This window comes from Pseudophaeobacter sp. 1A09344 (assembly GCF_041008745.1).
GTDB classification, from domain to species: Bacteria; Pseudomonadota; Alphaproteobacteria; order Rhodobacterales; family Rhodobacteraceae; genus Phycobacter; species Phycobacter gallaeciensis_A.
Genome location: NZ_JAXGFS010000002.1, coordinates 24,681 through 49,133, shown reverse-complemented (window position 1 = coordinate 49,133; position 24,453 = coordinate 24,681). Strand labels below are relative to the sequence as shown.

Below are 24,453 nucleotides of genomic sequence, written 5' to 3'. Positions count from 1 at the left end.
GAACGAATGCCGGAAATTTAAGCCGCAAATTAACCCCCGCCGGGCATTCATTTCATCGGACAGGGCCGATCCGGGCCTTGGTTTGCAAAGCGTAAGCAAGAAGGCCTTTGGAACAGTGAAAATCGCACACAAGCTCCCGCTATTCGTCGTCGCATTCGGTGCAGTCATGGCTGCGATCGTGGTTTCGATCAGCACGATCACGTCGCAGAACAGCGCAAGGACCCAGGCCCAAGAGCATTTCGAATCTCTGGTCGCCAGCCGCAAGGCAGCGGTCGAATCCCTGATGCGGGGTATTACGGCTGATCTTCTGACACTCGCCGCCGTGCCCTCCACCGGGACCGCGCTGCAACGCTTGTCCGGCGCATGGACCAATCTTGGCGATGAGGCTGCCCAGACCGTGCGTGATGCCTATATCACCAACAACCCCAATCCTCTGGGGGAACGCCATCTGCTAGATCGCGGCAAGCAGACAATTCCGTACAACATTCACCACGCCAAATTTCACCCGGCCTTCCGCACCCTGCTGACCAGTAAAGGGTACTACGACGCCTTTCTTGTGAACCTGTCCGGCAACGTACTTTATTCGGTCTACAAAGAAGACGACTACGCGACCAATCTTTATGATGGTCCGTACAAGGATTCGGGGCTTGCGCAGCTATTCCGCAGAACTGCGGATGCGCAGCCGGGAGAAGTGTTGTTTTCCGATTTCGCGCCTTATGAGCCAAGCCAGGGCAAACCGGCCGCCTTTGTCGCCACACAGATCGTCGCCAATACCGGCCAGACCGTCGGAATCCTGGTTCTGCAGATGCCGGTGAGCATGATCAGCGCCATCATGAACGAGGCCCGGGGCATCGGGGAGACAGCCGATGCCTATCTGGTAGCCGCTGACCTGCTGGCACGTTCGTCGTCACGATTCGAGGGTGGCCATATGCTGCTGGATCCGATTGCAGAGCAGGAACACATTACCTCTGCTCTCAATGGTGAAAGCAAGTTCTATCCCTCGACGACCGGTCTGAACGGACGGGAAGTCAGCGCCTTCTCCGAACCAATTGCTCTGGCAGGCAAGGAGATGGCAATCGTGATCGAACAGGACCGCGCCGAACTCATGGCGCACGTGAACAGTGCACGTAACTTCCTGCTTCTGGTGTCACTGGCCTGTACGGCAGGGATGTCTCTGCTGGGTTGGCTTTACGCCCGGACGATTACACGGCCGCTGGACCGCATCAGCAGCAATATGGAATCGGTGGCTTCCGGCAATCTGGAAACTGAGGTCAGCGAAGCCAAGCGTGTCGATGAAATCGGGCAGATTGGCAAGACGCTGGTCTCCATGCAGGATGACCTGCGGCACGCACGCACCGCGCAGGAAGAGCGCGCCCAGCAGCAGCAGGAACAGCAACGGGTGGTAGAGACCCTAAGCTCCGGTCTGCTACGGCTGGCCCAAGGGGATTTCTCTGAAAAAATCACCGAACCCTTCACCGGCGAGCATGAACAACTGCGGTCCGATTTCAATAAAACCGTCGAAAACCTCAGCGATACGGTGTCGAAAGTGGTGGAATCCGCTTCCAGCATTCGCAACGGCGCGGCTGAGATCAGCCAGTCCTCGGACGATCTATCGCACCGCACCGAAAGCCAGGCTGCAACGCTCGAAGAAACCGCTGCTGCGCTGGATGAGTTGACAGCATCCGTCAAATCCGCTGCCGAAGGCGCACGCAGCGTCGAAAACATCATGGATGAGGCCAAGCAGGAAGCCGAAAACAGCGGCGTCGTGGTGCAAAGCGCGGTCTCGGCGATGACCGAGATCGAGCAATCCTCGACCCATATCGCCCAGATCATCAGTGTCATCGACGACATCGCCTTCCAGACCAACCTGCTCGCGCTGAACGCCGGCGTCGAAGCCGCCCGCGCAGGCGAAGCAGGCCGTGGTTTCGCCGTGGTTGCCTCCGAAGTGCGCGCCCTGGCGCAGCGGTCCTCGGATGCGGCGATGGAGATCAAGACCCTGATCGGCGACAGCTCGAAACAGGTGGAACGTGGCGTGGATCTTGTCGGCAAGGCCGGCGAGGCGCTGCAGAATATTGTGCAACGGGTCAACCACATCTCGAAACTGGTGACCGATATCGCCGAGGGCGCGGCCGAGCAATCGACCGGTCTGGGTGAAATCAACACCGGTGTGGTGCAGCTGGATCAGGTGACCCAGCAGAACGCCGCCATGGTGGAAGAGGCCACTGCTGCGGGCCATATGCTGAACAGCGACGCCACCAAGCTGGCCGAACTGGTCGCACACTTCAAGATCACGGGCGGCAGCAATATCACCGCAATGCCGCAGCCTTCGGCACCCATCGCACCGACGGCTCATGGCGAAGATGATTGGGATCTGGACGAAATCACTCCGACCCCTGTCGCCGCAACTGATGGAAACGCCGCCATCGACAAGTGGCAGGATTTCTAAGGGGTTACGATCCCTATCTCTGAGCGGGAGATCCGCGCCTTAATTAACTGGTTGTCCCGCTCACGTGGCGCGCAAGGCTCAGAACAATGACTAAAGAAAACGCCCGGCAGGATCTGCCGGGCGTTCTTGTATTGCTGTGCCTTTGAGCGGGAACGGACGCCCCCGCTGTTCCGGCCCTTAGCCGATGATCGCGTTCAGCGTTGCGCTGGGGCGCATCACGGCTGCTTTTTTCGCCGCATCGGGGTGGTAGTAGCCGCCGATGTCCGCCGGGTTGCCCTGGGCAGCAGCGAATTCAGCCAGGATCTGCTCTTCCTTGGAGGCCAGAGCTTCGGCGATCGGCTTGAACTCGGCTGCCAGATCCGCATCCTCGGTCTGCGCGGCCAGGGCTTCGGCCCAGTAGCGTGCGAACCAGTAGTGGCTGTCGCGGTTGTCCGGTTCACCCACTTTGCGCGAAGGCGACTTGTTGTTGTCCAGAATGCCCTGGGTCGCCACTTCGGCTGCGCTGCCCAGGACACCGGCTTTGGCGTTGCCTTTGGCATCGGCAAGGAAGTTCAGCGACTCGCCCAATGCGCAGAATTCACCCATCGAATCCCAGCGCAGGTGGCTTTCTTCGACCAGCTGCTGCACGTGTTTCGGAGCCGAACCACCGGCGCCGGTTTCGAACAACCCGCCGCCGTTCATAAGTTTCACGATCGACAGCATCTTGGCCGAGGTGCCCAGTTCCAGGATCGGGAACAGGTCGGTCAGGTAGTCGCGCAGCACGTTGCCGGTGATGGCGATGCTGTCCTTGCCTGCGGTGATGGTGTCCAGCGACTGACGGGTCGCTTCGCGCGGCGCCATGATCATGAACTTGTCGGCCACGCCAGCAGCCTCCAGCGCCGGTTTGACGTATTTGATCAGCTCGGCGTCATGGGCGCGGTTTGCGTCCAGCCAGAAGATCGCTTCCGAGCCGGTCAGGCGCTGACGGTCCATCGCCAGTTGGATCCAGTTCTCGATCGGCGCCTTGTTGACGGTGCATGCGCGCCAGATGTCACCGGCTTCCACATCGTGGCTGTGCAGGGTTTCGCCATTGGCCAGCACGATGCGGATGGTGCCGTCTGCCGGGGCTTCAAAGGTGGTGGGGTGGCTGCCGTATTCTTCGGCTTTTTGCGCCATCAGGCCGACGTTGGCGACCGAACCCGCCTTGGTCACGTCGAGCGCACCGTTTTCTTTGAAGTAGTTGATCGTCTCATCATAGACGGTCGCATAGCAGTTGTCGGGGATCACGCAGTTGGTGTCGCCCTTGTTGCCTGCTTCGTCCCAGCCTTTGCCGCCAGCACGGATGACCGCGGGCATGGAGGCGTCGATGATCACATCCGACGGCACGTGCAGGTTGGTGATGCCCTTGTCGCTGTCGACCATGTACATGGAAGGACGGTCGAGCGCTGCGATCTCGGATTTGATCTCAGCCGCGTTGGGCAGCGTGTCGATGGCGGCCAGAACAGCGCCCAGACCCGAGTTCGGCGAACCACCGGCAGCTGCGATCGCCGCGCCGTGCTTGTCCCAGACCGGACCCAGCCAGGCTTTGACAGCGTGGCCAAAGATGATCGGGTCCGAGACCTTCATCATGGTCGCTTTCATGTGCAGCGAGAACATGGTGCCGTCGGCCTTGGTGTCTTCAATGGCATCGGCCAGGAAAGAGGACAGCGCCTTGGCGGACATGAAGGTTGCGTCGGTCACGGTGCCTTCGCCCAGCGACCAGCCGTCTTTCAGCACGGTGACAGAGCCGTCCTTGGCGACGAATTCGATTTTCGCGTCACCGGCCTGTGCGGCGGTGATGGTTGCGGATTTTTCGTTCGCGTAGAAATCGTTGCCCGGCATCGAGGAGACTTTGGTCTTGCTGTCAGCCGACCATGTACCCATCGAATGCGGGTTGTTCTGGGCGTAGTTCTTCACCGCCTTAGCCGAACGGCGGTCCGAGTTGCCTTCGCGCAGGACCGGGTTCACGGCAGAGCCTTTGAGGGTATCGTAACGCGCGCGGATCGCCTTTTCGGCGTCACTCTGCGGGTCTTCAGGGTAGTTCGGGATGTCATAGCCCTGCGCCTGCAGTTCGGCGATGGCAGCCGTCAGCTGCGGCACCGAAGCAGAGATGTTCGGCAGCTTGATGACATTGGCGTCGGGGGTTTTGACCAGCTCACCGAGGGCCGCCAGATCGTCGCTCTGGCGCTGCTCTTCGCTCAGACCTTCGGGGAAGGTCGCGATGATGCGGCCGGCCAGCGAGATATCCTTGGTTCCGACAGAGACACCAGCAGCCGAGGCGAACTTGCGGATGATCGGCAGGAAGGACGCCGAGGCCAGCTCGGGCGCTTCGTCTACGATGGTATACAAAATGTCGGGGTTTGAATTTTCTGTCATATTCCACAACCTTTCAGCGATATCGGAAGCTTTGTTGACTTTGGGCGGCGGCGCTTCACCTCCCGGGTTTTGGTGATGTCCCGGGCGCGTTGCCGTACATATCGCCCCCCGTGTAAAACACGCGGCGCCGGGGCGCAATTGCCTGCTTGGATTTTCAAGGGCGCAGTTTGACGCGGGGTCGCGAATTCCCGCGGATATTGGGTTGAAACGCCCGAATGCGAGGCATTTTTCCAGTGTTCGGACGCCGGTCTGCACCAATCGTAGTTTGGAGATTGTCGTTGGCCTGCCTTAGAATCGCGGACCTGGCCGTGCAGGCGGCAGGGCTGCAAAGCCGCGTTGACCCTGTCGGTCGGCTCTGCCACCTATGGCAGTGAACACTGCCCCGGTCCGGAGACCTCAATGCTGCCTTTTCGCTTCCTGCACACCTCCGATTTGCACTTGGGCAAACGGTTCGGACGGTTCGCAGAGGAAACGCGGATGGCATTGCTGCAGGCGCGGCAGGAGATCCTGTCCCGGCTGGCAAAGCTGGCGCAGGCACATGACGCCACGCATGTGCTGATTGCCGGAGACATGTTCGACACCGAAACACCATCGGACCGGGTACAGCGGCAGGCCCTTGCGGCCATGGGCGCGGCGCCGGACCTGCAATGGTGGATCATCCCGGGCAACCATGACAGCGGCGCGGCAGAACCGCTATGGGCGTCGCTGCGCAGTCATTTGCCGGAAAATGTACATCTGCTGATGACGGCCGAGCCGGTGCAGATGGCGCCCGGGGTCATGTTGCTGCCCGCACCCTGTAGCCATCGGTTTCCGGGGCAGGATCTGACCGCCTGGATGGACGATTGCGAAACCGGGGAACAGGTGCTGCGGATCGGGCTGGCCCATGGCGGGGTGCTGGAATTTGGCGGCATCGCGGCCGGCGGCGGTGACAGCGCCGAGACGATCTCACCGCAGCGGGCGCAGGCGGCGCGGCTGGATTACCTCGCCCTTGGCGACTGGCATGGCCGGTTCGAGGTCAACCCGCGCACGCAATATAGTGGCAGCCCCGAGCCGGACCGGTTCAAACACGCCGGGCGTGGCCAGTGCCTGCTGGTCGAGCTTGCCGGTTCCGGGCAGGCGCCGCTGGTGCAGCCCATTGAAACCGGCCAGTACCATTGGCAGGAGGTGGCGCTGGAGCTGACGCCTGAAACAGATCCGGAGGCGGTGATCACGGGCCTGCTGCCGCCGGAACGGGCCGACTGGCGGTATCATCTCATGTTGATCCGGGCGTCGGGCTGGGTCACGCCGCCGCAGCGGCTGGCGCTGGAACAGGCGGTGGCGCGCTATGCGCCGGAATTCTGCCATCTGGAGCTGGATCTGTCCGCAGTGGGCACCGAACATCAGGCCGGGGATCTGGATCTTATCGCCCGGGGCGGGGCGCTGCGGGTTGCGGCCCAGGAGCTGATGCAGGCGGCCGAGGATCCGGCCCTTGCCGAACAGGATCGCAAGGTGGCCAGTGCGGCCCTCAACCGCCTTTTTGCCTATACGCAGGATGATGGCGACGGGGGAGAGCGCGCATGAAACTCTGCTCCATCCGGCTTGAGAACCTGCGCCGTTTCACCGATCCGGTGGAAATCACCGCTATCGGGCCAGGGCTGAACGTCCTGGCAGCCCCGAACGAACAAGGCAAATCCACTATCTTTGATGCGCTTCACGCGCTGTTTTTCAAGGACGCTAAGGCTTGGGACAAGGAAATCCGCGGGCTGGTGCCGCATGCGGGCGGCGATCCCCGGGTCGAAGTCGAAGTGGACCATGAAGGCGCTCGCTATCGCATCGCCAAACAGTTCTTCAAGACCTCTGGAAAAGGCGAGGTGCGGATCTGGCGCGAGGGGACGCTGCTGCATCAGGCCGACGCGGCAGAGGCCTGGTTGAAGGCGCTGATCAAACCGCCCAAGGAGGATGGCCCGTCGGGGCTGTTGTGGGTGCGGCAGGGGCTGACCTCGTTCGAGGATGCCAAGGAAACGCTGTCTGCGCGGCGGGACCTTTTGTCTTCGGTCGCGGGTGAGGTCGAGATGGTCACCGGCGGCCAGCGCATGGATGCGATCCGGCGGCAGGTGCGCGAGGCGCTGGATCAACTGGTGACCACGCGCGGGGCCCGCAAAGGCGGTGCGCTGGATCTGGCCGAACGCGCCGTTGCCGATCTGGTGCAGCGCCGGGATCAGCTGAGCGCGCAGGTGCAGGAGCTGCGACAGCTTCTGGATCAGCGGCGGGCTCTTCAGGTCGAGCAGGCGGCGCTGAATGACCCGGAGGAACGCGCCGAACTGCAGGCGCGGCTTGAGGCGGCAGAGGCTGCGATGGAGGCCGCCAACCGGCATCAGGAGCAGCTGGCGCAGGCCTCCCACGCGGTGCAGCTGGCGGAAACCGTGCTGGAAAACCATCAGCGCAAGATCGCGGAGCTGACCGCGCGGCTGGAGGAGGCGAGCGCGGCGAAGGCAGCCGTGGCCGAGACATCAGAGGCCGCAGCGCGGGCGCACGTCACGTTCGATGCGCAAGAAGAGAAAAAGCGGCATCTGACCGAGGCGGCCACACAGGCCCGCGCGGGCGCGAAAAAGGCGCGGGCCGCTCTGGACGCGGTGCAGCTGGCGATTTCAGTGGCGCAGGCAGAGGGGCTGCGCCGCGATCTGAGCGACCGGCTGAAACAGGCGCGGGCGCAGGCAGAACAGATCGACAGTCTGGCCAAGGCTGCCGCATGCGGACCTGATGAAGCGGTGTTGCGCCGGATCGAGGCTGCGCGCGAGGCGTATAATCTGGCCCGGCGGGCGCAGGAGGCAACCGCGACGGCGGTGACTGTGCACTACCAGGCGGGTCAGGAGGGCGGCATCCACTTGGAAGGCGCCGGAGTTCCGGACGGGAAGCGGTTGCCGCTTCCGGGCGGCGGGCGGCTGGTTGTGCCGGGGGTAGCAGAGATTGACATCCATCCGGGTCAGGCTGGTGGCGCTGAGGCGCTGGAGCAGGCACAGGCCGCGCTGACGCAGCTCTTGGAACAGGCCGGTTGCACCAGCGTCGAGCAGGCCCGCACGCAGCACAAGGCACGGCAGGAGGCGCAACAGCAGCGGCAGGAGGCGCAGACCCTGTTGAAGGTACTCGCCCCGGATGGGATCAAGGCGCTGATCAGCCAGTTGGAGGCGCTGCCACAGGCACCGGAGGCAGGCGCGCAGGACGAAAGCGCGACTCCCTTGCCGGACCGGGTAGAGGCCGAAGCTGCCTTCCGCGCCGCCGAGCAGGAGGCCGAGGCGGCGGAAAACGCGCTAGATGCCATTCGCAGCGCGGCAGCAGACTCCCGTCTGGCGATGGAGAGCGCCTCGGCACGCGCAGATGCGGCGGCGCAGCGGCTGGACCGCGCTCTTGCTGTCATCGAGGGGCAGGAGCAGGCGGCAGAGGCGCTGCAGCGCCTGTCGGAAGACCTGCCCGCCCTGCAGCAGAACCTGTCACAGGCCAAGGCCACCGAAACCGCCCTGCGCCAGACCGCACCGGACCCGGCGCAGACCCGTGCCATTCTGCAGCGGGCACAATCGGCGCAGGAGGCCGCACGCCAGCGGGTGCAGGAGGTGGCGCGGGATCTGGCGGTGCTGGAAACCCGGATCGCCACCCATGCCAGCGCCGCAGTCGAAGAGGAGCTTGCCGACACCGAGGGGCAACTGGACCGGGCACAGAAGCGTCTTGCGGCGGTTGAATTCGAAGTTGCGGTGCTGCGCCGTCTTGATGTGGCACTGGAACGTGCAAGATCCGAGGCGCAGGAGCACTATGTCGGGCCGGTGATGGCGGAATTACGCCCCCTGTTGCGGATGCTCTGGCCTGAGGCGGAGCTGTCTGTTGATGCGGGCAAGGTGCTGCCCGAAGAATTGCAGCGCGGCGGTGAGACGGCTGCCTTTGACAGCCTGTCCGGCGGCACGCAGGAGCAGATCGCGCTGCTGGTGCGCCTGGCTTTTGCCCGGTTGCTGGCCCGTTCAGGCCATCCTGCGCCGGTCATTCTGGACGATGCGATCGTCTATACCGATGATGCGCGGATCGAGAAGATCTTTGATGCGCTGACCATGCAGGCGGATGAATTGCAGATCTTGGTGTTTTCCTGCCGCCAGAAAGCCTTTCGCGGGCTCGGGGGAACGCAACTGACGATCCGGCCCGTTGATCCGGGCGGCCAATAGGAACCACGACTGACCCAAGGCCAGCTGGGGTTATTCGCGGATTTCTTCGGGGTAGACGCCCCAGATCGTGGTTTTCGGCGTCCAGCCACTGTAACCACCGGCAGAGATTTCGCACCAGTCGATGGTGCATTCTCCCAGACGCGCAACCACACCCAGTTCAAAGGCGGCGGTCACCGGTGCTGCCTTGTCCGGCCGGGAATGAACCGTCAGCAGATCCTGCTGCACCAGCGCCATGCGCACGCCGGAAATCAGCGTGTAGTGCACCCATCCGCCGGCGTTGTCATGGTCGCGCACGCGGCGCCAGTGTCCGTATTCGGCGGTCACCTCCAGAGGCATGCCGCGCCGTTTGAACACCCAATCGATCCGGTGGGTCAGCGAGGGGCCGCGCCGGATGTTGGCCTCGGAGGCTTTCATCGAAACGAAGCGGGGCAGGGGTAGATTCGTGACCGGGCCACGCGCGTCCTTGGCCATTGCCCCATGCGCAGCTGCCACAGTCGCGCAAATGGCCACCGCAAGAAGGCGCAATTTCAAAGCCGTCATGTTCACCGCCTGCTCGTTCTGTGCCGGTTCCGGCGCCGGTCCGGGGGCTGGCCTGCCGTGTCAGCCCGGTTTCTTGTCCGGTCGCGTCCGCGTGTCCATAGGTCATAGGATCAGATGATCTGGAGGGAAAGACCCGAATGTCGCGTCACTTGGACCGAGGAGGCGGAAGGGTTCTTGTGCCTGCCTGCATCCTGCGCCACGATGCCATGGAGGTGCAGGAACTGAAAAGCCATGGGAGAGCGCAAGTGGTAAGAGAACGTCTGACTGTTGTCGTTACGCGACGGTTGCCGGAACCGGTCGAAACACGGCTAAGCGAGCTGTTCAACGTGCGGCTGCGCAGCGATGACACACCGATGACGCGCAGCGAAATGGCCGAGGCGATGCAAGAGGCCGATGTGCTGGTTCCGACGGTGACCGACACCATCGACGCGGCACTTCTGGCGCAGGCCGGGCCGCGGCTGAAACTGATTGCGAATTACGGCGCCGGTGTCGATCACATTGACGTGGCCACGGCGCGGCAGCGCGGGATTCTAGTCTCCAATACGCCGGGCGTGCTGACCGATGATACGGCGGATATGACCATGGCGCTGATCATGGCGGTGGTACGCCGGATTCCCGAAGGTCTCGCCCTGATGCAAAAGGGCGAATGGGACGGCTGGGCGCCGACCGCGATGCTGGGTGGGCGGCTGGCGGGCCGTCGCCTGGGGATTCTGGGCATGGGCCGGATCGGTCAGGCCGTTGCTCGCCGGGCCAAGGCATTCGGCATGCAGATCCATTATCACAACCGCCGCCGCCTGCGCCCCGAGATCGAGGAAGAGCTGGAAGCCACCTACTGGGAGAGCCTCGATCAGATGGTCGCGCGGATGGATGTGATCTCGGTCAATTGCCCGTCCACGCCCTCGACCTTTCACCTGATGAACGCGCGGCGGCTGAAGCTGATGAAGCCGGATGCGGTGATCGTCAATACATCGCGCGGCGAGGTGATCGACGAACACGCGCTGACCCGGATGCTACGCGCCGGAGAAATCGCCGGGGCGGGGCTGGATGTCTATGAACATGGCACCGACATCAACCCGCGCCTGCGCGAGCTGCCCAATGTAGTGTTGCTGCCGCATATGGGGTCGGCCACCATCGAAGGGCGGATCGAGATGGGCGAGAAGGTGCTCTTGAATATTAAGACATTCGAGGATGGTCACCGCCCGCCGGATCAGGTGGTTCCGGCCATGCTGTAACTCAGGATTGATCTTTGCGACGCGGGCCAGTGGCCCGCGTTTGCGTTTTGGCCCGCGCCGGTATTCTGGGGTGGGGTCATTTCTTGGAGGAGGCGATTGTGAAGAAGATCTTTTTGATGTGCCTGTGCATGTCCGCAGGCACGGTGAGCGCGCAGCAGGCTGCAGATGCGGTGGCGCCGGAACCGACGGCAAAAGGCGGGGCCGAGGCGTTGTCGCCTCAGGTCGCTTCTGCGCTCAAGTTCAAAGACGCCGGTCTGCCGGTCGAGGCGGACAACTGGATGGTGGCTGCAGCCAATCCTCACGCGGTGGAGGCCGGGGCGGCCGTGCTGCGCGCCGGGGGCACTGCGGCGGATGCCATGGTTGCGGTACAGGTGGTTCTGGGACTTGTCGAACCGCAATCCTCAGGGCTGGGCGGTGGTGCATTTCTGGTCTGGTACGATGCGGAAACCGGCGAGATGACGACGCTGGATGGGCGTGAGACCGCGCCGCTGGCGGCCACACCGCGGCTGTTTCAGGATGACAGCGGCGCGCCGCTGAAATTCTTCGACGCTGTTGTCGGGGGGCTCTCTGTGGGCACTCCCGGCACGCCCGCGCTGCTGGAAGCAGCCCATCGCCGCTGGGGCAAGGCCAACTGGCCGTCGCTTTTCGAAGCAGGGATTTCGCTGGCCGAGGATGGGTTCGCGGTGTCGCCGCGTCTGGCCGGGCTGATCGAACGGGACGCCGAGCGCCTGTCGCGGTTTTCCGCAACCGCCGAGTATTTCCTGCCCGGGGGCATGCCGCTGAAGGCGGGAGACAGGCTGGTCAACCCGGCCTATGCCGAGGTGCTGCGGACCCTTGCAACAGAAGGCGCGGATGGGTTCTACACCGGGCCGGTTGCAGCGGATATCGTGCGCACGGTGACCGGTGCTCCGGGCAATCCCGGCGTTCTCTCCGCTGTCGATCTGGCGCTTTATCAGGTCAAGGAACGCCCTGCGGTCTGCGCCGAATACCGCGCATTTGAGGTCTGCGGCATGGGGCCGCCGTCCTCCGGGGCGCTGACCGTGGGGCAGATCCTTGGCATGCTGGGGCAATACGATCTGGCGGCGCTGGGCGCCGAAAGCCCCGAGGCCTGGCGGTTGATCGGCGATGCCTCGCGGCTCGCCTTTGCTGATCGGGGCCGCTACATGGCGGATAGTGATTTCGTGCCGATGCCCACGCGGGGGCTGGTCGATTCCGCCTATCTGGCGGAGCGGGCGAAACTGCTGGCAGGCGACGATGCCTTGCCCGAGGTGGCGCCGGGCGTGCCTGAATTCGACCACGCGGGGCTGACGCCGCAGTGGGCCGATGATGCCTCGATCGAGTTCCCTTCGACCTCGCATATCTCGATCGTGGACCGCTATGGTAACGTGCTGTCGATGACCACCACCATCGAAAACGGCTTTGGCTCGCGGTTGATGACTAACGGCTTCTTGCTCAACAATGAGCTCACCGATTTCTCCTTCCGCACGCACCGGGATGGGGTGCCGATTGCCAACCGGTTGGAGCCGGGCAAACGGCCGCGCTCCTCAATGGCGCCCACCATCGTGACCAAGGACGGCGCGCCGGTGCTGGCCATCGGATCGCCCGGCGGCAGCCGGATCATCGGCTATGTCGCTTCCTCGATCATTGCCTGGGCTGATTGGGGCATGGATGTTCAAAAATCCGTGTCCCTGCCGCATGCCGTGAACCGGTTCGGCACCTATGATCTGGAAGAGGGCTCGGCAGCGGTTGGATTGGAAGCACCGCTCACGGACATGGGGTATAAGGTCAATGTCCGGGGGCTGAATTCAGGTCTGCACGCGATTGAGATCGGTGAACGGTTGAAAGGCGCTGCCGATCCCCGCCGCGAAGGCATTGCCCTGGGGGAGTAAATAATGCGGACCGGGGCGCGAATGGTCCATCACCGCGCCCCTTCAGCCCCACTTGCGTCTGCAGGTGTTGAGACTATATTGCCGCTCGTGTTGACGTGACAACACGAGCCTGGAGGAGAAAGGACGACCCATGGTGCAAGCCACTTCACTGCCGCGGAACGAGCCGGGGATCAAAGCCGCCATAGGCGTTCTGAAACAGACATTCGGTGACCGGCTTCAGACCGGGCAGGCCATCCGTGAACAGCATGGCCACACCACCACCTGGATCGAAACCCAGGCGCCGGATGCGGTTGTCTTTCCGACCTCGACCGAAGAGGTTGCCGCCATAGTAAAGACCTGCGCCGAATATGGCGTGCCGGTCATTCCCTTTGGCACCGGCACCTCGCTGGAGGGCCATGTGAACGCTCCTGCAGGTGGCATTTCCGTGGATATGGCGCGTATGGACAAGATTTTGGCCGTGCATGCCGAGGATCTGGATGTGGTTGTGCAGCCGGGGGTGACGCGCGAGCAGCTCAATACCTTCCTGCGCGATCAGGGTCTGTTCTTTCCCATCGACCCCGGCGCCAATGCTTCGCTTGGCGGGATGGCTGCGACGCGGGCCTCGGGCACCAACGCGGTGCGCTATGGCACGATGAAAGACAACGTGCTCGCGCTTGAGGTCGTCATGGCTGACGGCGAGGTGATCCGTACCGCCCAGCGGGCCAAGAAATCCTCGGCCGGATACGATATGACCCGGCTGATGGTTGGCTCCGAAGGTACCCTTGGCCTGATCACCGAAATCACCCTGCGCCTGCAGGGCATCCCAGAGGCGATCCGCTCTGCCCGCTGCGCCTTCCGCTCGGTGGATGATGCCTGTCGCGCGGTGATGATGACCATCCAATACGGCATTCCCGTCGCCCGGATCGAAATGCTGGACGCGATGAGCGTCAAGGCCGCAAATACCTATTCCAAGCTGGACCTGCCGGAAGTGCCGCTGCTGCTGCTGGAATTCCACGGCTCCGAAGCGGGCGTAGTGGAGCAGGCCGAGATGTTCAGCTCCATCGCCGAAGAGTTCGGCGGTTTCGATTTCGAGGCGACCTCCACCGCGGAAGAGCGCAACAAGCTCTGGCAGGCGCGCCATGATATGTACTGGGCCTGCCTCGGTCTGCGCCCCGGTGCCAAGGGGATTTCGACCGACGTCTGTGTGCCGATCTCGCGGCTGGCCGAATGCGTCTCTACCGCCCGCGAAAAGGCAGAGGAAATGGGGCTGATGGCGCCCATGGTCGGCCACGTGGGGGATGGCAACTTCCACGCGCTGCTGCTGATCAATATGGACAGTGCCGAGGAACGCGCCAAGGCGGATGAATACGTCGGTTGGCTCAACGATCTGGCGATCTCGATGGACGGCACCTGCACCGGCGAACATGGCATCGGGCAGGGTAAACGCCCCTATCTGACCAAGGAACTTGGCGCCGCGACCCGCTATATGGCGGCGGTCAAGGCAGCACTGGATCCGGATAATATCCTGAACCCGGGTAAGATCATTTCCGATTGATCAAAGGGATTAAAATCATGAGCCTTTAAGGGCGGTGCGGGCGTGAACCTGCGCCGCCTTTTTGCGTTAGGCGCGGGGCAGGGATTCTGTCGCGTAGCGAAGATTCCGCACGGCAGGGCGCGAAAGGTCGGTTTTGTCGACTTTTGCGTCGGATGGATTTCGCGGTGATTTCAGGAATTCCGGCATACCATTGCCAAACCCTAGTCATTTCTTCCGGAGAAGCGGGATATGAAAACCCAAGTCAAAGCACTGGTTGTCGGCGGTGGCGCCGTCGGGACCTCGATCGCCTATCATCTGGCCAAGGCGGGCTGGGACGATGTGATGCTGATCGAACGGGACGAGCTGACCTCGGGCTCTACCTGGCACGCGGCCGGACTTTTGCCGCTGTTCAACATGTCCTATGCGACCACCCACATCCACAAGTACTCGGTGGATTTTTACAAGACGCTGGAAGAAGAAACCGGGCTCAACGCCGGGTTTGCCGTGGTGGGGAACCTGCGTATGGCGCAGACGCAAGAGCGTATGGACGAATACATGCTCTATGCCTCGACCGCCGAGACCTGCGACGTCGATTACGAATGGCTGACCCCGGAGCAGATCAAGGAACGCTGGCCGCTGATCGAGACCGGCGACCTGAAGGGCGCGATCTACCACACCGAAGACGGTTACATTAACCCTGCCGATGTGACCCAGGCGATGGCCAAGGGCGCCCGTCAGCGCGGTGTCGAGATCGTGCGCAAACTGCAGGCCGATGCCTTCCACTGGAATGGCACTCACTGGGAAGTCACCTGCACCAAGATGGTCGAAAAGGGCGGCAACCTCGTCGAGAGCGACGAGCAGGTGGTGATCACCGCCGAGCACGTGGTGACCGCCTCCGGCAACCACGCGCAGCGCACCGCCAAGATGCTGGGTATCAAGATGCCTGCGATCCCGGTCGAGCACACTTTCATCGTCATGGACAAGGACCCCGAGCTGGTCAAATGGCGGGAGGCGGGCAACCCGGAGCACCCCGTCGTGCGTGATGCCGACAATGAATCCTACGCGCGTGAAGAGCGCGGCGGCTGGATCCTCGGCATTTACGAGCATGGCGCACCAGCACGGTTCGAACACGGCGTGCCGGACAGCTTCCGCGCTGATCTGTTCCCGTTGGATCTGGACCGGATCGCCGATCAATACATGGCGATGGCAGAGCGCGTGCCCTCCTGTGCCGAAAGCGGCCTCAAGGACGATTTCAACGGCCCGATCTGCTATACGCCCGACGGTAACCCGCTGGTCGGCCCGGCGCCCGGTCTGCGCAACATGTGGCTGGCCGAAGGCTTCTCCTTCGGCATCACCGCTGCGGGTGGCACTGGCTATTACCTGGCGCAGATGATGGTCGATGGCGAGGCCGAGATCGACATGGCGTCGCTCGACCCCAAGCGGTACTCCTCCAACTGGATGACGACCGAGTTCGCCGCGCGCAAGAACGAGGAAGCCTACGAGCACGTCTACATCCTGCACCACCCGGACGAAGAGCGCCCGGCCTGCCGCCCCTTGCGGACCTCGCCGGCCTATGACCGTCAGGCCGCCCGCGGTGCGCAATTCGGCTGGGTCAACGGCTGGGAACGCCCGAACTATTTCGGCCCGCTGGATGCGCCGGAGAACTTCGACCACGATGCGCGTTCGTTCCGCCGTGGTGGCTGGTGGCAATATGCGGTCGAAGAGGCCAAGGCGATCCGCGAAGGCGTCGGCCTGATCGACGCGACCGCCTTTACCAAACACGTGGTCAAGGGCCCCGGTGCCACCCAGTTCCTCGACTGGTTCACCTGCAACAAGCTGCCCAAGGTAGGCCGGATCAATCTGACCTATGCGCTGACCTCGGCCGGGACCACCCGTACCGAATACACCATCGTGCGCAACGGCGAGAACAACTATTACCTCGTCTCTGCTGGCGCCTGGACCGAATATGACGCGGATTACCTGCGCAAGGCGGCCGAGGACAAGATGGAGGAGTTCGGCTATATCGAGATCCAGGACGTGACCACCCAGTGGGGCGTCTTCGCCATCGCCGGGCCGAAGTCCCGTGATGTGCTGAAAGAGGTGATCAAGGACGCTGATCCGGAGACCGCGCTCAGCAACAAACGTTTCCCCTGGCTGTCGGCCAAGCAGATCGAGCTGGGCATGTGCCCGGTGAACGCGATCCGCGTGGCCTATACGGGTGAGCTGGGCTGGGAGCTGCACCACCCGATCGAGATGCAGAACTACCTGTTCGACCTCTTGGAGAAGGCAGGCGAGAAACACGGTATGAAGCTGGTCGGCGCCCGTGCCCAAAACTGGCTGCGTCAGGAGAAGAGTTACCGCGCCTTTGGGCACGAGCTGGGCCGCGACGCGACCCCGCTTGAGGCAGACCTGCCGCGCTTTGTCGATCTGGAGAAGGACTTCTACGGCAAGGATGAAATGGTGGCCAAGGGCATCCGCTCCAAATGCTGCACCATTCTGATCGACGGTCCGACCGACACCGATCCCTGGGGCCGCGAGGCGCTTTATGCCGAGGATGGCACCCGCGTCGGGCGCCTGACCACAGGCGGCTATTCGGTGGCCTTCGAGAAGAGCATCGGCATGGGCTATGTGAAACCGGAATACGCGGTGGAAGGCACCAAGCTGAAGGTCAAGATGCTGGACCAGCTGTGGGATGCGGTTGTGACCTGCGACAGCCCCTATGATCCGAAGAACGAAAAGATCCGTGTGAACGGATAAAACAGCAAAGCCCCGGCCACCGTGCCGGGGCTTTTTTGTTGGAATGACGGACTGGTCGCGCTTTGCTGCCGGTTGTCCTGCTTCTTTTTCCGACTACCCTTTGCGAGGTGCCGTGCATGGCTGTGGCGTCTGCGGGCTGGTGATCGAATTTGCGATTTAAGGGAGAAGAGGATGAAGCAGGTCTTTGGCAGTGCAGCTTTGTGTCTGACGCTTGCAGCGTCTGCATCGGCGCAGTCCGCTCCCGGAGAACCGGGCACGATTAGGATCACCGGATCCGCCGAACACACCTATATCGACCAAGACACGGCATCTGCCGATGCGTTGCGGCGCGTGTTGGAGGGCATCCGTTTGCCGACGGGGTTCAGGATCGAACTCTATGCGATGGTTCCCGGTGCCCGCCACATGGCACTTTCCCCTGGTGGCACAGTTCTGTTTGTCGGCACACGGCGGGACAAGGTCTGGGCAGTTCTGGACCGTGACCGCGACGGCGCTGTTGATGAGGTCAAGGATTTCGCGCCCTCCCTGAGCCTTGATATCTCCAATGGCGTGGAGGTTTCTCCGGATGGCGATCTGTTCATCGCCGAACGTAACCGGGTTTTGCGCATTGCAGGCGCCGAGGCCTTCGATCAGAACGCTGACATGGTCGCGGTGCCAATTGTGCCGCAGGGCAGCCTGATCCGCGAGGCCGAGGAAAGCTCATATCACACGGCGCGGGTCATCAAGCTGGGGCCGGACAACAAGCTGTATATCTCGCTTGGGCAGCCCTTCAACGTGGCGCCACCGGAAAAGCTGGCGCTTTACAATGAAACCGGGATTGGCGGGATCATCCGCATGAACCGTGATGGCAGTGGGCGCGAAGTTTTTACCTATGGCGCGCGCAATTCCGTTGGGCATGACTTTCACCCGGAAACCGGAGAGCTGTGGTGGACCGACAATCAGGTCGACGGCATGGGCGACGACATTCCACCCGGCGAAATCAACCGCCAGACCGAGAAGGGTCAGCATTTCGGCTTTCCCTGGTACGGTGGCGGATCAACCCGGACGCGCGAGTATGCGGGGCAGGAGGTTCCGGTCGAGGTTGTCATGCCTGCGGTCGAAACCATCGCCCATGCGGCTGATCTGGGCATGAGTTTCTACACCGGGGACATGTTCCCCGAAAAATACCGCAACGCGATCTTTTCGGCCCAACATGGGTCCTGGAACCGCTCCGAGCGGGTCGGCGCACGGGTGATGGTGACCTTCATCGACGCGCAGGGGAACGCGGCCATCGAACCCTTTGCCGAAGGCTGGCTGAACCAAGACGGTGAATATGATGGTCGCCCGGTGGATGTTATCCAGCACCCGGATGGCTCCATTCTGGTGTCGGATGATTTTGCCGGTGCCGTCTACCGGATTTCCTATTCCCCGTAGGCCTGCTGCTTTGTCCGACCCGATGAGAGGGCACACCGCTTGTTTGGATGCCAGAGGGATGCCACAGTCACCTCATCAGGTGCAGGAGGGATAAGATGCTGGGTTTCCTTACGCTTATACTGGTGTGTCAGCTGGCTGGGGAGTTCATCACCGGGGCCTTGGCGCTGCCCATACCGGGGCCGGTGCTGGGCATGGTGTTTCTGTTCATCATTCTGATGCTGCTGGGCCGGGTGCCCGCGCAGCTGGATCAGACGGCAAACGGCCTGTTGCGTTCGATGTCGCTGCTGTTCGTGCCGGCCGGGACCGGGGTGATCCTGCATTTCCAGCTGCTGGGACAGGCGCTGTTGCCGCTGGGGCTGGCGCTGGTGGTCTCGACTTTGGCGACCATCGCGGTGACTGGGCTTTTGATGCAGTGGCTGGGGGCGGGGTCCGCCGATGGATAACCTGCAGGACACCTGGGTCTATCTCAGCGCATCGCCGCTGTTTCATCTCACCCTGACGCTGGTTGCCTTTCAGCTGGCCAGTTTCCTGTTTGAGAAAACCGGCAGGAACCCATTGCTGAACCCGGTGCTGGGGGCGGTGCTGATCGTTGTGGCTGTGCTGATGCTGACCGGGACGGATTATGGCAGTTATTTCGAGGGCGCCCAGTTCGTGCACTTCCTGCTGGGGCCTGCCACGGTAGCCCTTGCGGTGCCGCTCTATCGGCAATGGTACCGGGTGCGCCGTTCGGCTCTGGCTATCGTGGTGAGCCTTGTCGCCGGATCGCTGACCGCCATCCTGTCCGCCTTGGCGGTGGCCTGGCTTGCAGGCAGTTCCGAGGCGGTTCTTGCATCGGTGGCGCCGAAATCGGTGACGGCGCCCGTGGCAATGGGCATTGCCGAGAAACTGGGCGGCCTGCCGTCGCTGACCGCGGTTCTGGTGATCGTGACCGGCATCCTTGGCGCCATGCTGGGGCCGAAGGTTCTGGACGTGACCGGCGTGGTCGACTGGCGCGCGCGGGGGCTGGCGATTGGCACCGCCAGCCACGGGATCGGTACCGCTCGGGCGTTGCAGGTGAACGAAACCGCAGGCGCCTTTTCCGGCCTTGCCATGGGGCTCAACGCGCTCGCAACCGCGCTGCTGCTGCCGATCATCTGGAGCGGCATCCTGTGGATCATGGGCGGCTGAGCCGGATCAGCTGTCGCTGGTCTCGTTCAGCTCCATGTGGCCTTCGCCGCGCGCGAGCACCCGGCGCAGGATCGGTTCGAAGAATTCCAGCGGTTTCGTCGGGTAATCCGGGTCAAAGGCGCATTGATCATAGTCGTGACAGAATTTGCGGCAGTCTTCCCAATAGGGGCTGTCGCGGTATTTGTCGCGTGCGTGGCGGTCGCCGCCAAGGTGGTGATTGTAGTAATACCCCTGAAAGACGCAGTGGTGTTTCAGGATCCACCAGGTGCGTTCGCTGACATAGGGTTTCATCATCGCGGCGGCCAGTTCGCCGTGGTTATAGGGCGACAGGATATCGCCCACATCATGCACCAGCGCCGCAACGACGATTTCGTCATCAGCGCCATCGGCATGGGCGCGGGTGGCGGCCTGAAGACAATGCTGGAAGCGGTTCACCGGGTAGGGCGTCCAGTCCTCGTCAAGCGAGCGGATCGCGTCCAGAATACGGTCGGGCAGGGCGGCGTTATAGGCCTCCTCATACTCCATGACCGCATCCCAGTCTGCCTTCCCAGCCTCTTCAAAGCTGGTCCAGGTGGGGGTGTGACGTTGATCTTTCATGGCAGGCTCCCGGTTGATCTTTTCCGGAAGCCTAGCCGCTGTTTTTCGAATGGAACAGGCCATTCTGTGTGTAGTGATCCACGCCTCAGGCGGCGGTTAGCTCGTCAAAGCAGGTCATCGCCTTGGCCGCGTACATCATCGCGGGTCCGCCGCCCATCTGGATCGACATCGCCAGTACGTCGGCCACTTCTTCGCGGGTGGCGCCAGCCTTGATCAGGGTTTCCACGTGCAGCCCGATACAGTCCTCACACCGCAGGGCGACCGCGATGCCAAGCGCCACGAATTCCTTCTGCTTGAACTCCAGCGTGCCACCCTGCTTCACCGCCTTGCCAAGGGCGCCAAAGGCCTGCGCGGTCTCGGGGATCGCCCGGTTCAGATTGCGCAGCCCGTTGCGGGTTCCGTCCAGTTTTTCGTGCCAGCCCATGATCTGTCCTTCATCATATTCATTTTCCTGAAGGAGTAGGGTGGCTGCAGTACTGCGGCTTTGATCTGGGTCAGAAATCCGGTTTTTGCGCCACCAGGGCCAGATTGTTTGCTGGCATTTCGATCACCTCGGCCAGATCAAGGCCCGCCTCCTGCAGCCAGTCGATGGTGTCGAAATCGTCCTTGTAGCCGATGAGCGGATCATGGTCCGTCAGAGAGGCGTGGAACCTCTGATCGCCTTCGCTTGTAAGCTCACCAGCGCGCATGAAGGGGCCATAGATCGCGATCCTTCCGGCCGGGGCCAGCGCGCGTGCGGCTTCGCGGATCAGGGTCTTGGCGTCTTCCTCGGTGATAAGGTGCAGAAGATTCGACAGGATGATGAAATCGACTGGCCCGACCGTTGCGGCCCAGCCCGGCGCCGTCGCATCCAGTTCTGCGGCGGGGCGCAGGTTATCAAGGCCCGCCTCTGCGACATAGGCATCGATGCTGGCGCGCCGGGCTGCGTCCACCTCGGTCGGTTGCCAGATCAACCCTGGCAGGCGCCGGGCATAGGCCACCACATGTTGACCGGTGCCGCTGGCGATCTCCAGCGCGCTGCCGGTTTCAGGGGCGATGTCGGCCAAGAGATCGCACAGGGGATCGATATTGCGCTCAGCGGAAGGGGCGAAGAGCTTGCCATCCTGCGCAGCGGCGACAGAGGCGGTGCCGGGAACAGAGCGAACGGGCATCAGCGCAGCCTTTCCGGTGACAGGGAGGCAACGATATCGCGGTCCAGTTCCGGCGTCTTGCCGCCGATCAGGTCGCGCAGCAGGCGCGAGGCGGCTGGTGCGGTCTGAAAGCCATAGCCGCCCTGCGCCGCGCACCAGATGAAATCGGGGCGGTCAGGGTCTGCGCCCAGCACCAGCGCGCCATCGCTCACGAAACTGCGCAGACCGGCCCAGTTGCTTTCGACCCGTGTGACGGGTTCGGTTACCTTTTCCTCATAACGCGCCAGCCCTTCGGCCAGCACCATATCGTCGGCAAAGGCATCGTGCGGCTCAACCGGGTCGGCATCCGCAGGGGAGACCAGCAGCTTGCCTGCATCGGGTTTGGCGTACCAACACTCCCCGACACCCATCATCATCGGCCACTTTGTGACATCGTGGCCGCCCGGTGCGGGCAGTCGCGCCATGGAGCGGCGCTTGGGAGTGATCCCGATGGGCGCAACACCGGCAAGGGCGGCGACACGGTCCGCCCAGGCCCCTGCGGCATTGACCAGCTGCTTGCCCTCGTAGGTCTGACCGCCTGCCGTCACCTGCCAGCCCGATCCGCTATGCTGGATCGCGGTGACCTCGGCCCGTGTGATCACCTGTCCGCCTGCACCGCGCACCACGCGGGCAAAATCCTGGATCATCCGGTCGGTATCCAGATCCTGCGCGTCCTCGTGTAGGGCGGCCATGGTGACGGAGGCCGGATTCAGGATCGGCACCCGGGCATAGGCATCGTCGATATGGATCTTGTGCAGATCCAGTTCTGCGACATCTGCTGCAAAACCGCCTTCTTCGCCGGGGCCTGCCACCAGCATGAAACCGCGCGGTGTCAGGTAACCGCCATTGGCATTGTAATGGTAGTCGGCGCTGGCCTTGTTGAGCGCGACAACGGCTGGGTTGCCATAGCTTTCCTCGAACATGGCGGCCGAGCGCCCCGAGGCGTGATAGCCAAGCGCCTCTTCCGCCTCCAGTACCGTGACGCTGCCCAGATCCGACAGCCGCGCTGCGGCGCTGATCCCTGCGATGCCGCCGCCAATGACGATAAAATCACTCATGCCGAAATACCTTCGTCCTGTTCTTCCAGCCGGTCTGTCGCCGGCGCCGGGCGCGGGCTGAGCGCTGAAATCCGCGCATAAAGATCGGCACTCATATCGAAATCCAACGCCGCAAGCGACGGCGCAAGCTGTTCTGCGGTGCGTCCCGAGATGATCGGCATCGGGCAGCTGGAATGGGCCGCCACCCAGGCCACGGCAAGGGTCGCCGGATCGGTGCCAAGCTCCTGCGCAAGCGCGGCAAGATCGGCAGCGGCGCGATGCATCCAGTCCTGCCCATAGCGGCTGTTGTAGCGGGGATCTTCCTGCAGGCGCCCTTCGCCACTGCCCGCGGCGTATTTGCCGGTCAGCAGCCCGCCGCCCAGCGGAGAGTAGGGCGCGATGGCGATGTCCTGATCGGCGCACATGGGCAGGATCTCGACCTCGGCCTGGCGTTTCACCAGCGAATACATCGGCTGCAGAATATCAATCGACAGATCGTATTTGGCGCCGATCATCTGCGCCTTGACCACCTGCCAGGCGGCGAAATTCGACAGGCCCACATAGCGGATCAGCCCCTGTTGTTTCAGGGATGCAAAACATTCCAGCGTTTCGTTGAGGTCGGTTTCGGGATCGAACCGGTGCAGGTAAAGGACATCCACCATATCCAGATCCAACCGCGCCCGGCAGGTGTCGAACTGCGCCCGCATGTTGGCTACCCCTGCGCCGCCGGTATAGCCCACCTTGGTGGCGATCAGCAGCTTGTCGCGCTCCCCCTTGATCAGGCGGCCGAGGATCTTCTCGCTTTCGCCCTCGTTATAGACCCAGGCGGTGTCGAAATGGGTGATCCCGGCTGCGCGGCAGGCGTGATACATTTCGGCCGATTGCGTTGCGTCGGCGCGGCCTCCGAACTGCATGGTGCCAAAGGCAAAGCGGCTGACGGGGGCGTGGTCGGGGGTGGTCAGGATGCGTGTCATGGCGGCAACCTGCCACGTCGCGGGAACAGGGAAAAGAGCGAAGATGACGCAACAACAGGCTTCTGCCAAAAACGCCGCCGCGCGCAATTGTGACTGGAGCGCGCAGCGTTTGCAGGGCACAACAGAGCCATGTTTGATGCCCGTATCCGCCCGTTGATCGACCCTGCGTTGAACGCGCAGGGCAGGGTCATTGCGCGCTGGGGGATCAGTGCCAATCAGGTGACGCTATTAGGGCTGGCGCTGGGGCTTCTGTCTGCTGCGCTGATTGCTCTCGGGATGTTTGGCTGGGCGCTGCTGCCGTTGTTGCTGTCACGCCTTGCCGATGGGCTGGATGGGGCGGTGGCGCGGGCCAGCGCGCCGACGGGGTTTGGCGGTTATCTCGATATCACCTGCGATTTCCTGTTCTATGGCGCGGTGCCCTTGGCATTCGTGCTGGCGAACCCTGGGGCCAATGGCGCGGCAGGTGCCTTTCTGCTCATGTCTTTCTACGTGAACGGTGCCAGCTTCCTTGGTTATTCCGTCCTGGCCGAGCGGCACCAGATGTCCAGCACCGCGCGCGGCGTCAAAACGCTCTACTTTACCGGGGGGCTGCTGGAAGGGGCGGAGACAATCGGGTTCTTCGTGGCGCTGTGCCTGTTTCCGGGGGCCTTTGCCCTGATGGCCTGGGTGTTCGGCGCCTTGTGCTTCGTGACGGCTGCGTCGCGCGTGCTGTTGGCCTATCGGGTGTTCTCGCAGAAGCGCTAAGCCCCCCGGTGATTACTGTCGAGGCTGCGCTGTCTATGCGCCAGCTTATCGGCGTCTGATCCGATCCCGTCGTGCGATAATGTGAGTGACCGCACAGACCGGAAGCCAGATCTGAGCAAGCAGACCCGCGCCCAGTACGTTCCAGAACAGCGCCTCGGCGCCGCCCGAAAAACCGAACCTGGTTCCGGAGAGCAGGAACGCCACGCAAAAGGCGATCAGGCAGGACAGGAAAAATGCGCGCCATGGCTGGTTCGGCAGACGCCGGATCGTGAGAATAGACGCTGCGCAAGCGACCACGGTAAGGGCGATGGAGTAGGGGAGCCAGTCGCCCGCCAAGAGATAGCCGTAATCGAAAAACTCCATCCTTTTCTAGGCCTCCCGGTCTAGCGCCCGCCGATGC

General features: G+C 62.8%; 19 protein-coding genes. 11 read left to right on the top strand and 8 right to left on the bottom strand.

The window, feature by feature from the left end; genetic code table 11:
* The first annotated feature begins 166 nt into the window (after positions 1–166).
* Positions 167–2,446, top strand: coding sequence for a methyl-accepting chemotaxis protein (locus SM765_RS03395; RefSeq protein WP_274837469.1), 2,280 nt, complete (start codon positions 167–169; stop codon positions 2,444–2,446).
* 177 nt (positions 2,447–2,623) lie between these two features.
* Here the strand turns inward: SM765_RS03395 and SM765_RS03390 are convergent, their stop codons facing one another.
* Positions 2,624–4,840 (bottom strand): NADP-dependent isocitrate dehydrogenase, encoded by a 2,217-nt coding sequence (locus SM765_RS03390; protein WP_274836278.1) that lies wholly within the window; start codon positions 4,838–4,840, stop codon positions 2,624–2,626.
* A gap of 399 nt (positions 4,841–5,239) precedes the next feature.
* Between SM765_RS03390 and SM765_RS03385 the strand changes: the two genes are divergently transcribed.
* Together SM765_RS03385 and SM765_RS03380 are read left to right on the top strand one after the other, a co-directional pair.
* A complete protein-coding gene (locus SM765_RS03385; protein WP_274837470.1) occupies positions 5,240–6,400 on the top strand; it encodes a metallophosphoesterase family protein in 1,161 nt (386 codons plus the stop codon).
* Entirely contained in the window at positions 6,397–9,024 is a 2,628-nt protein-coding gene (locus SM765_RS03380) for an AAA family ATPase (RefSeq protein ID WP_274837471.1), read from the top strand. Before SM765_RS03385 ends, SM765_RS03380 begins: the two co-directional genes overlap by 4 nt.
* A 30-nt stretch (positions 9,025–9,054) precedes the next feature.
* On the opposite strand, the gene SM765_RS03375 is transcribed toward SM765_RS03380, so the two are convergent.
* A complete protein-coding gene (locus SM765_RS03375) occupies positions 9,055–9,564 on the bottom strand; it encodes an SH3 domain-containing protein (RefSeq protein ID WP_425537296.1) in 510 nt (169 codons plus the stop codon).
* A gap of 245 nt (positions 9,565–9,809) precedes the next feature.
* On the opposite strand from SM765_RS03375, the gene SM765_RS03370 reads away from it, so the two are divergent.
* From SM765_RS03370 to SM765_RS03340, 7 genes are all read left to right on the top strand, one after another.
* A complete protein-coding gene (locus SM765_RS03370) occupies positions 9,810–10,796 on the top strand; it encodes a 2-hydroxyacid dehydrogenase (RefSeq protein WP_065273552.1) in 987 nt (328 codons plus the stop codon).
* A gap of 116 nt (positions 10,797–10,912) precedes the next feature.
* A complete protein-coding gene (ggt, locus tag SM765_RS03365) occupies positions 10,913–12,685 on the top strand; it encodes a gamma-glutamyltransferase (protein WP_274837497.1) in 1,773 nt (590 codons plus the stop codon).
* 130 nt (positions 12,686–12,815) lie between these two features.
* Positions 12,816–14,219: an FAD-binding oxidoreductase gene (locus SM765_RS03360; RefSeq protein ID WP_274837472.1), complete on the top strand. Its 1,404-nt coding sequence runs from the start codon at positions 12,816–12,818 to the stop codon at positions 14,217–14,219.
* A gap of 228 nt (positions 14,220–14,447) precedes the next feature.
* Positions 14,448–16,955, top strand: coding sequence for a GcvT family protein (locus tag SM765_RS03355; protein ID WP_274837473.1), 2,508 nt, complete (start codon positions 14,448–14,450; stop codon positions 16,953–16,955).
* A 171-nt stretch (positions 16,956–17,126) separates the two neighbouring features.
* On the top strand, positions 17,127–18,365 hold the full coding sequence (locus tag SM765_RS03350) for a PQQ-dependent sugar dehydrogenase (protein ID WP_274837474.1): 1,239 nt from the start codon (positions 17,127–17,129) through the stop codon (positions 18,363–18,365).
* A gap of 95 nt (positions 18,366–18,460) precedes the next feature.
* The gene (locus SM765_RS03345) at positions 18,461–18,808 is read left to right on the top strand and encodes a CidA/LrgA family protein (protein WP_274830849.1); all 348 of its coding nucleotides are present in this window, start codon (positions 18,461–18,463) and stop codon (positions 18,806–18,808) included.
* Positions 18,801–19,532: an LrgB family protein gene (locus SM765_RS03340; RefSeq protein ID WP_274832279.1), complete on the top strand. Its 732-nt coding sequence runs from the start codon at positions 18,801–18,803 to the stop codon at positions 19,530–19,532. Before SM765_RS03345 ends, SM765_RS03340 begins: the two co-directional genes overlap by 8 nt.
* A gap of 6 nt (positions 19,533–19,538) precedes the next feature.
* On the opposite strand, the gene SM765_RS03335 is transcribed toward SM765_RS03340, so the two are convergent.
* The 5 genes from SM765_RS03335 to SM765_RS03315 form a co-directional block, all read right to left on the bottom strand.
* A complete protein-coding gene (locus SM765_RS03335) occupies positions 19,539–20,129 on the bottom strand; it encodes an HD domain-containing protein (protein WP_065271101.1) in 591 nt (196 codons plus the stop codon).
* 85 nt (positions 20,130–20,214) lie between these two features.
* Entirely contained in the window at positions 20,215–20,553 is a 339-nt protein-coding gene (locus SM765_RS03330; RefSeq protein ID WP_065271100.1) for a carboxymuconolactone decarboxylase family protein, read from the bottom strand.
* Positions 20,554–20,623: 70 nt separating this feature from the next.
* On the bottom strand, positions 20,624–21,280 hold the full coding sequence (locus SM765_RS03325; RefSeq protein ID WP_274837475.1) for a DUF938 domain-containing protein: 657 nt from the start codon (positions 21,278–21,280) through the stop codon (positions 20,624–20,626).
* On the bottom strand, positions 21,280–22,356 hold the full coding sequence (locus SM765_RS03320) for an NAD(P)/FAD-dependent oxidoreductase (protein ID WP_274837476.1): 1,077 nt from the start codon (positions 22,354–22,356) through the stop codon (positions 21,280–21,282). Before SM765_RS03320 ends, SM765_RS03325 begins: the two co-directional genes overlap by 1 nt.
* Complete coding sequence (locus SM765_RS03315) at positions 22,353–23,309, bottom strand: aldo/keto reductase (RefSeq protein ID WP_274837477.1); 957 nt, start codon at positions 23,307–23,309, stop codon at positions 22,353–22,355. Before SM765_RS03315 ends, SM765_RS03320 begins: the two co-directional genes overlap by 4 nt.
* A gap of 129 nt (positions 23,310–23,438) precedes the next feature.
* Between SM765_RS03315 and SM765_RS03310 the strand changes: the two genes are divergently transcribed.
* The gene (locus tag SM765_RS03310; protein ID WP_274837478.1) at positions 23,439–24,053 is read left to right on the top strand and encodes a CDP-alcohol phosphatidyltransferase family protein; all 615 of its coding nucleotides are present in this window, start codon (positions 23,439–23,441) and stop codon (positions 24,051–24,053) included.
* A gap of 45 nt (positions 24,054–24,098) precedes the next feature.
* Here SM765_RS03310 and SM765_RS03305 read toward each other — a convergent pair whose 3' ends face one another.
* Entirely contained in the window at positions 24,099–24,416 is a 318-nt protein-coding gene (locus SM765_RS03305; protein ID WP_274837479.1) for a hypothetical protein, read from the bottom strand.
* Positions 24,417–24,453 lie beyond the last annotated feature (37 nt).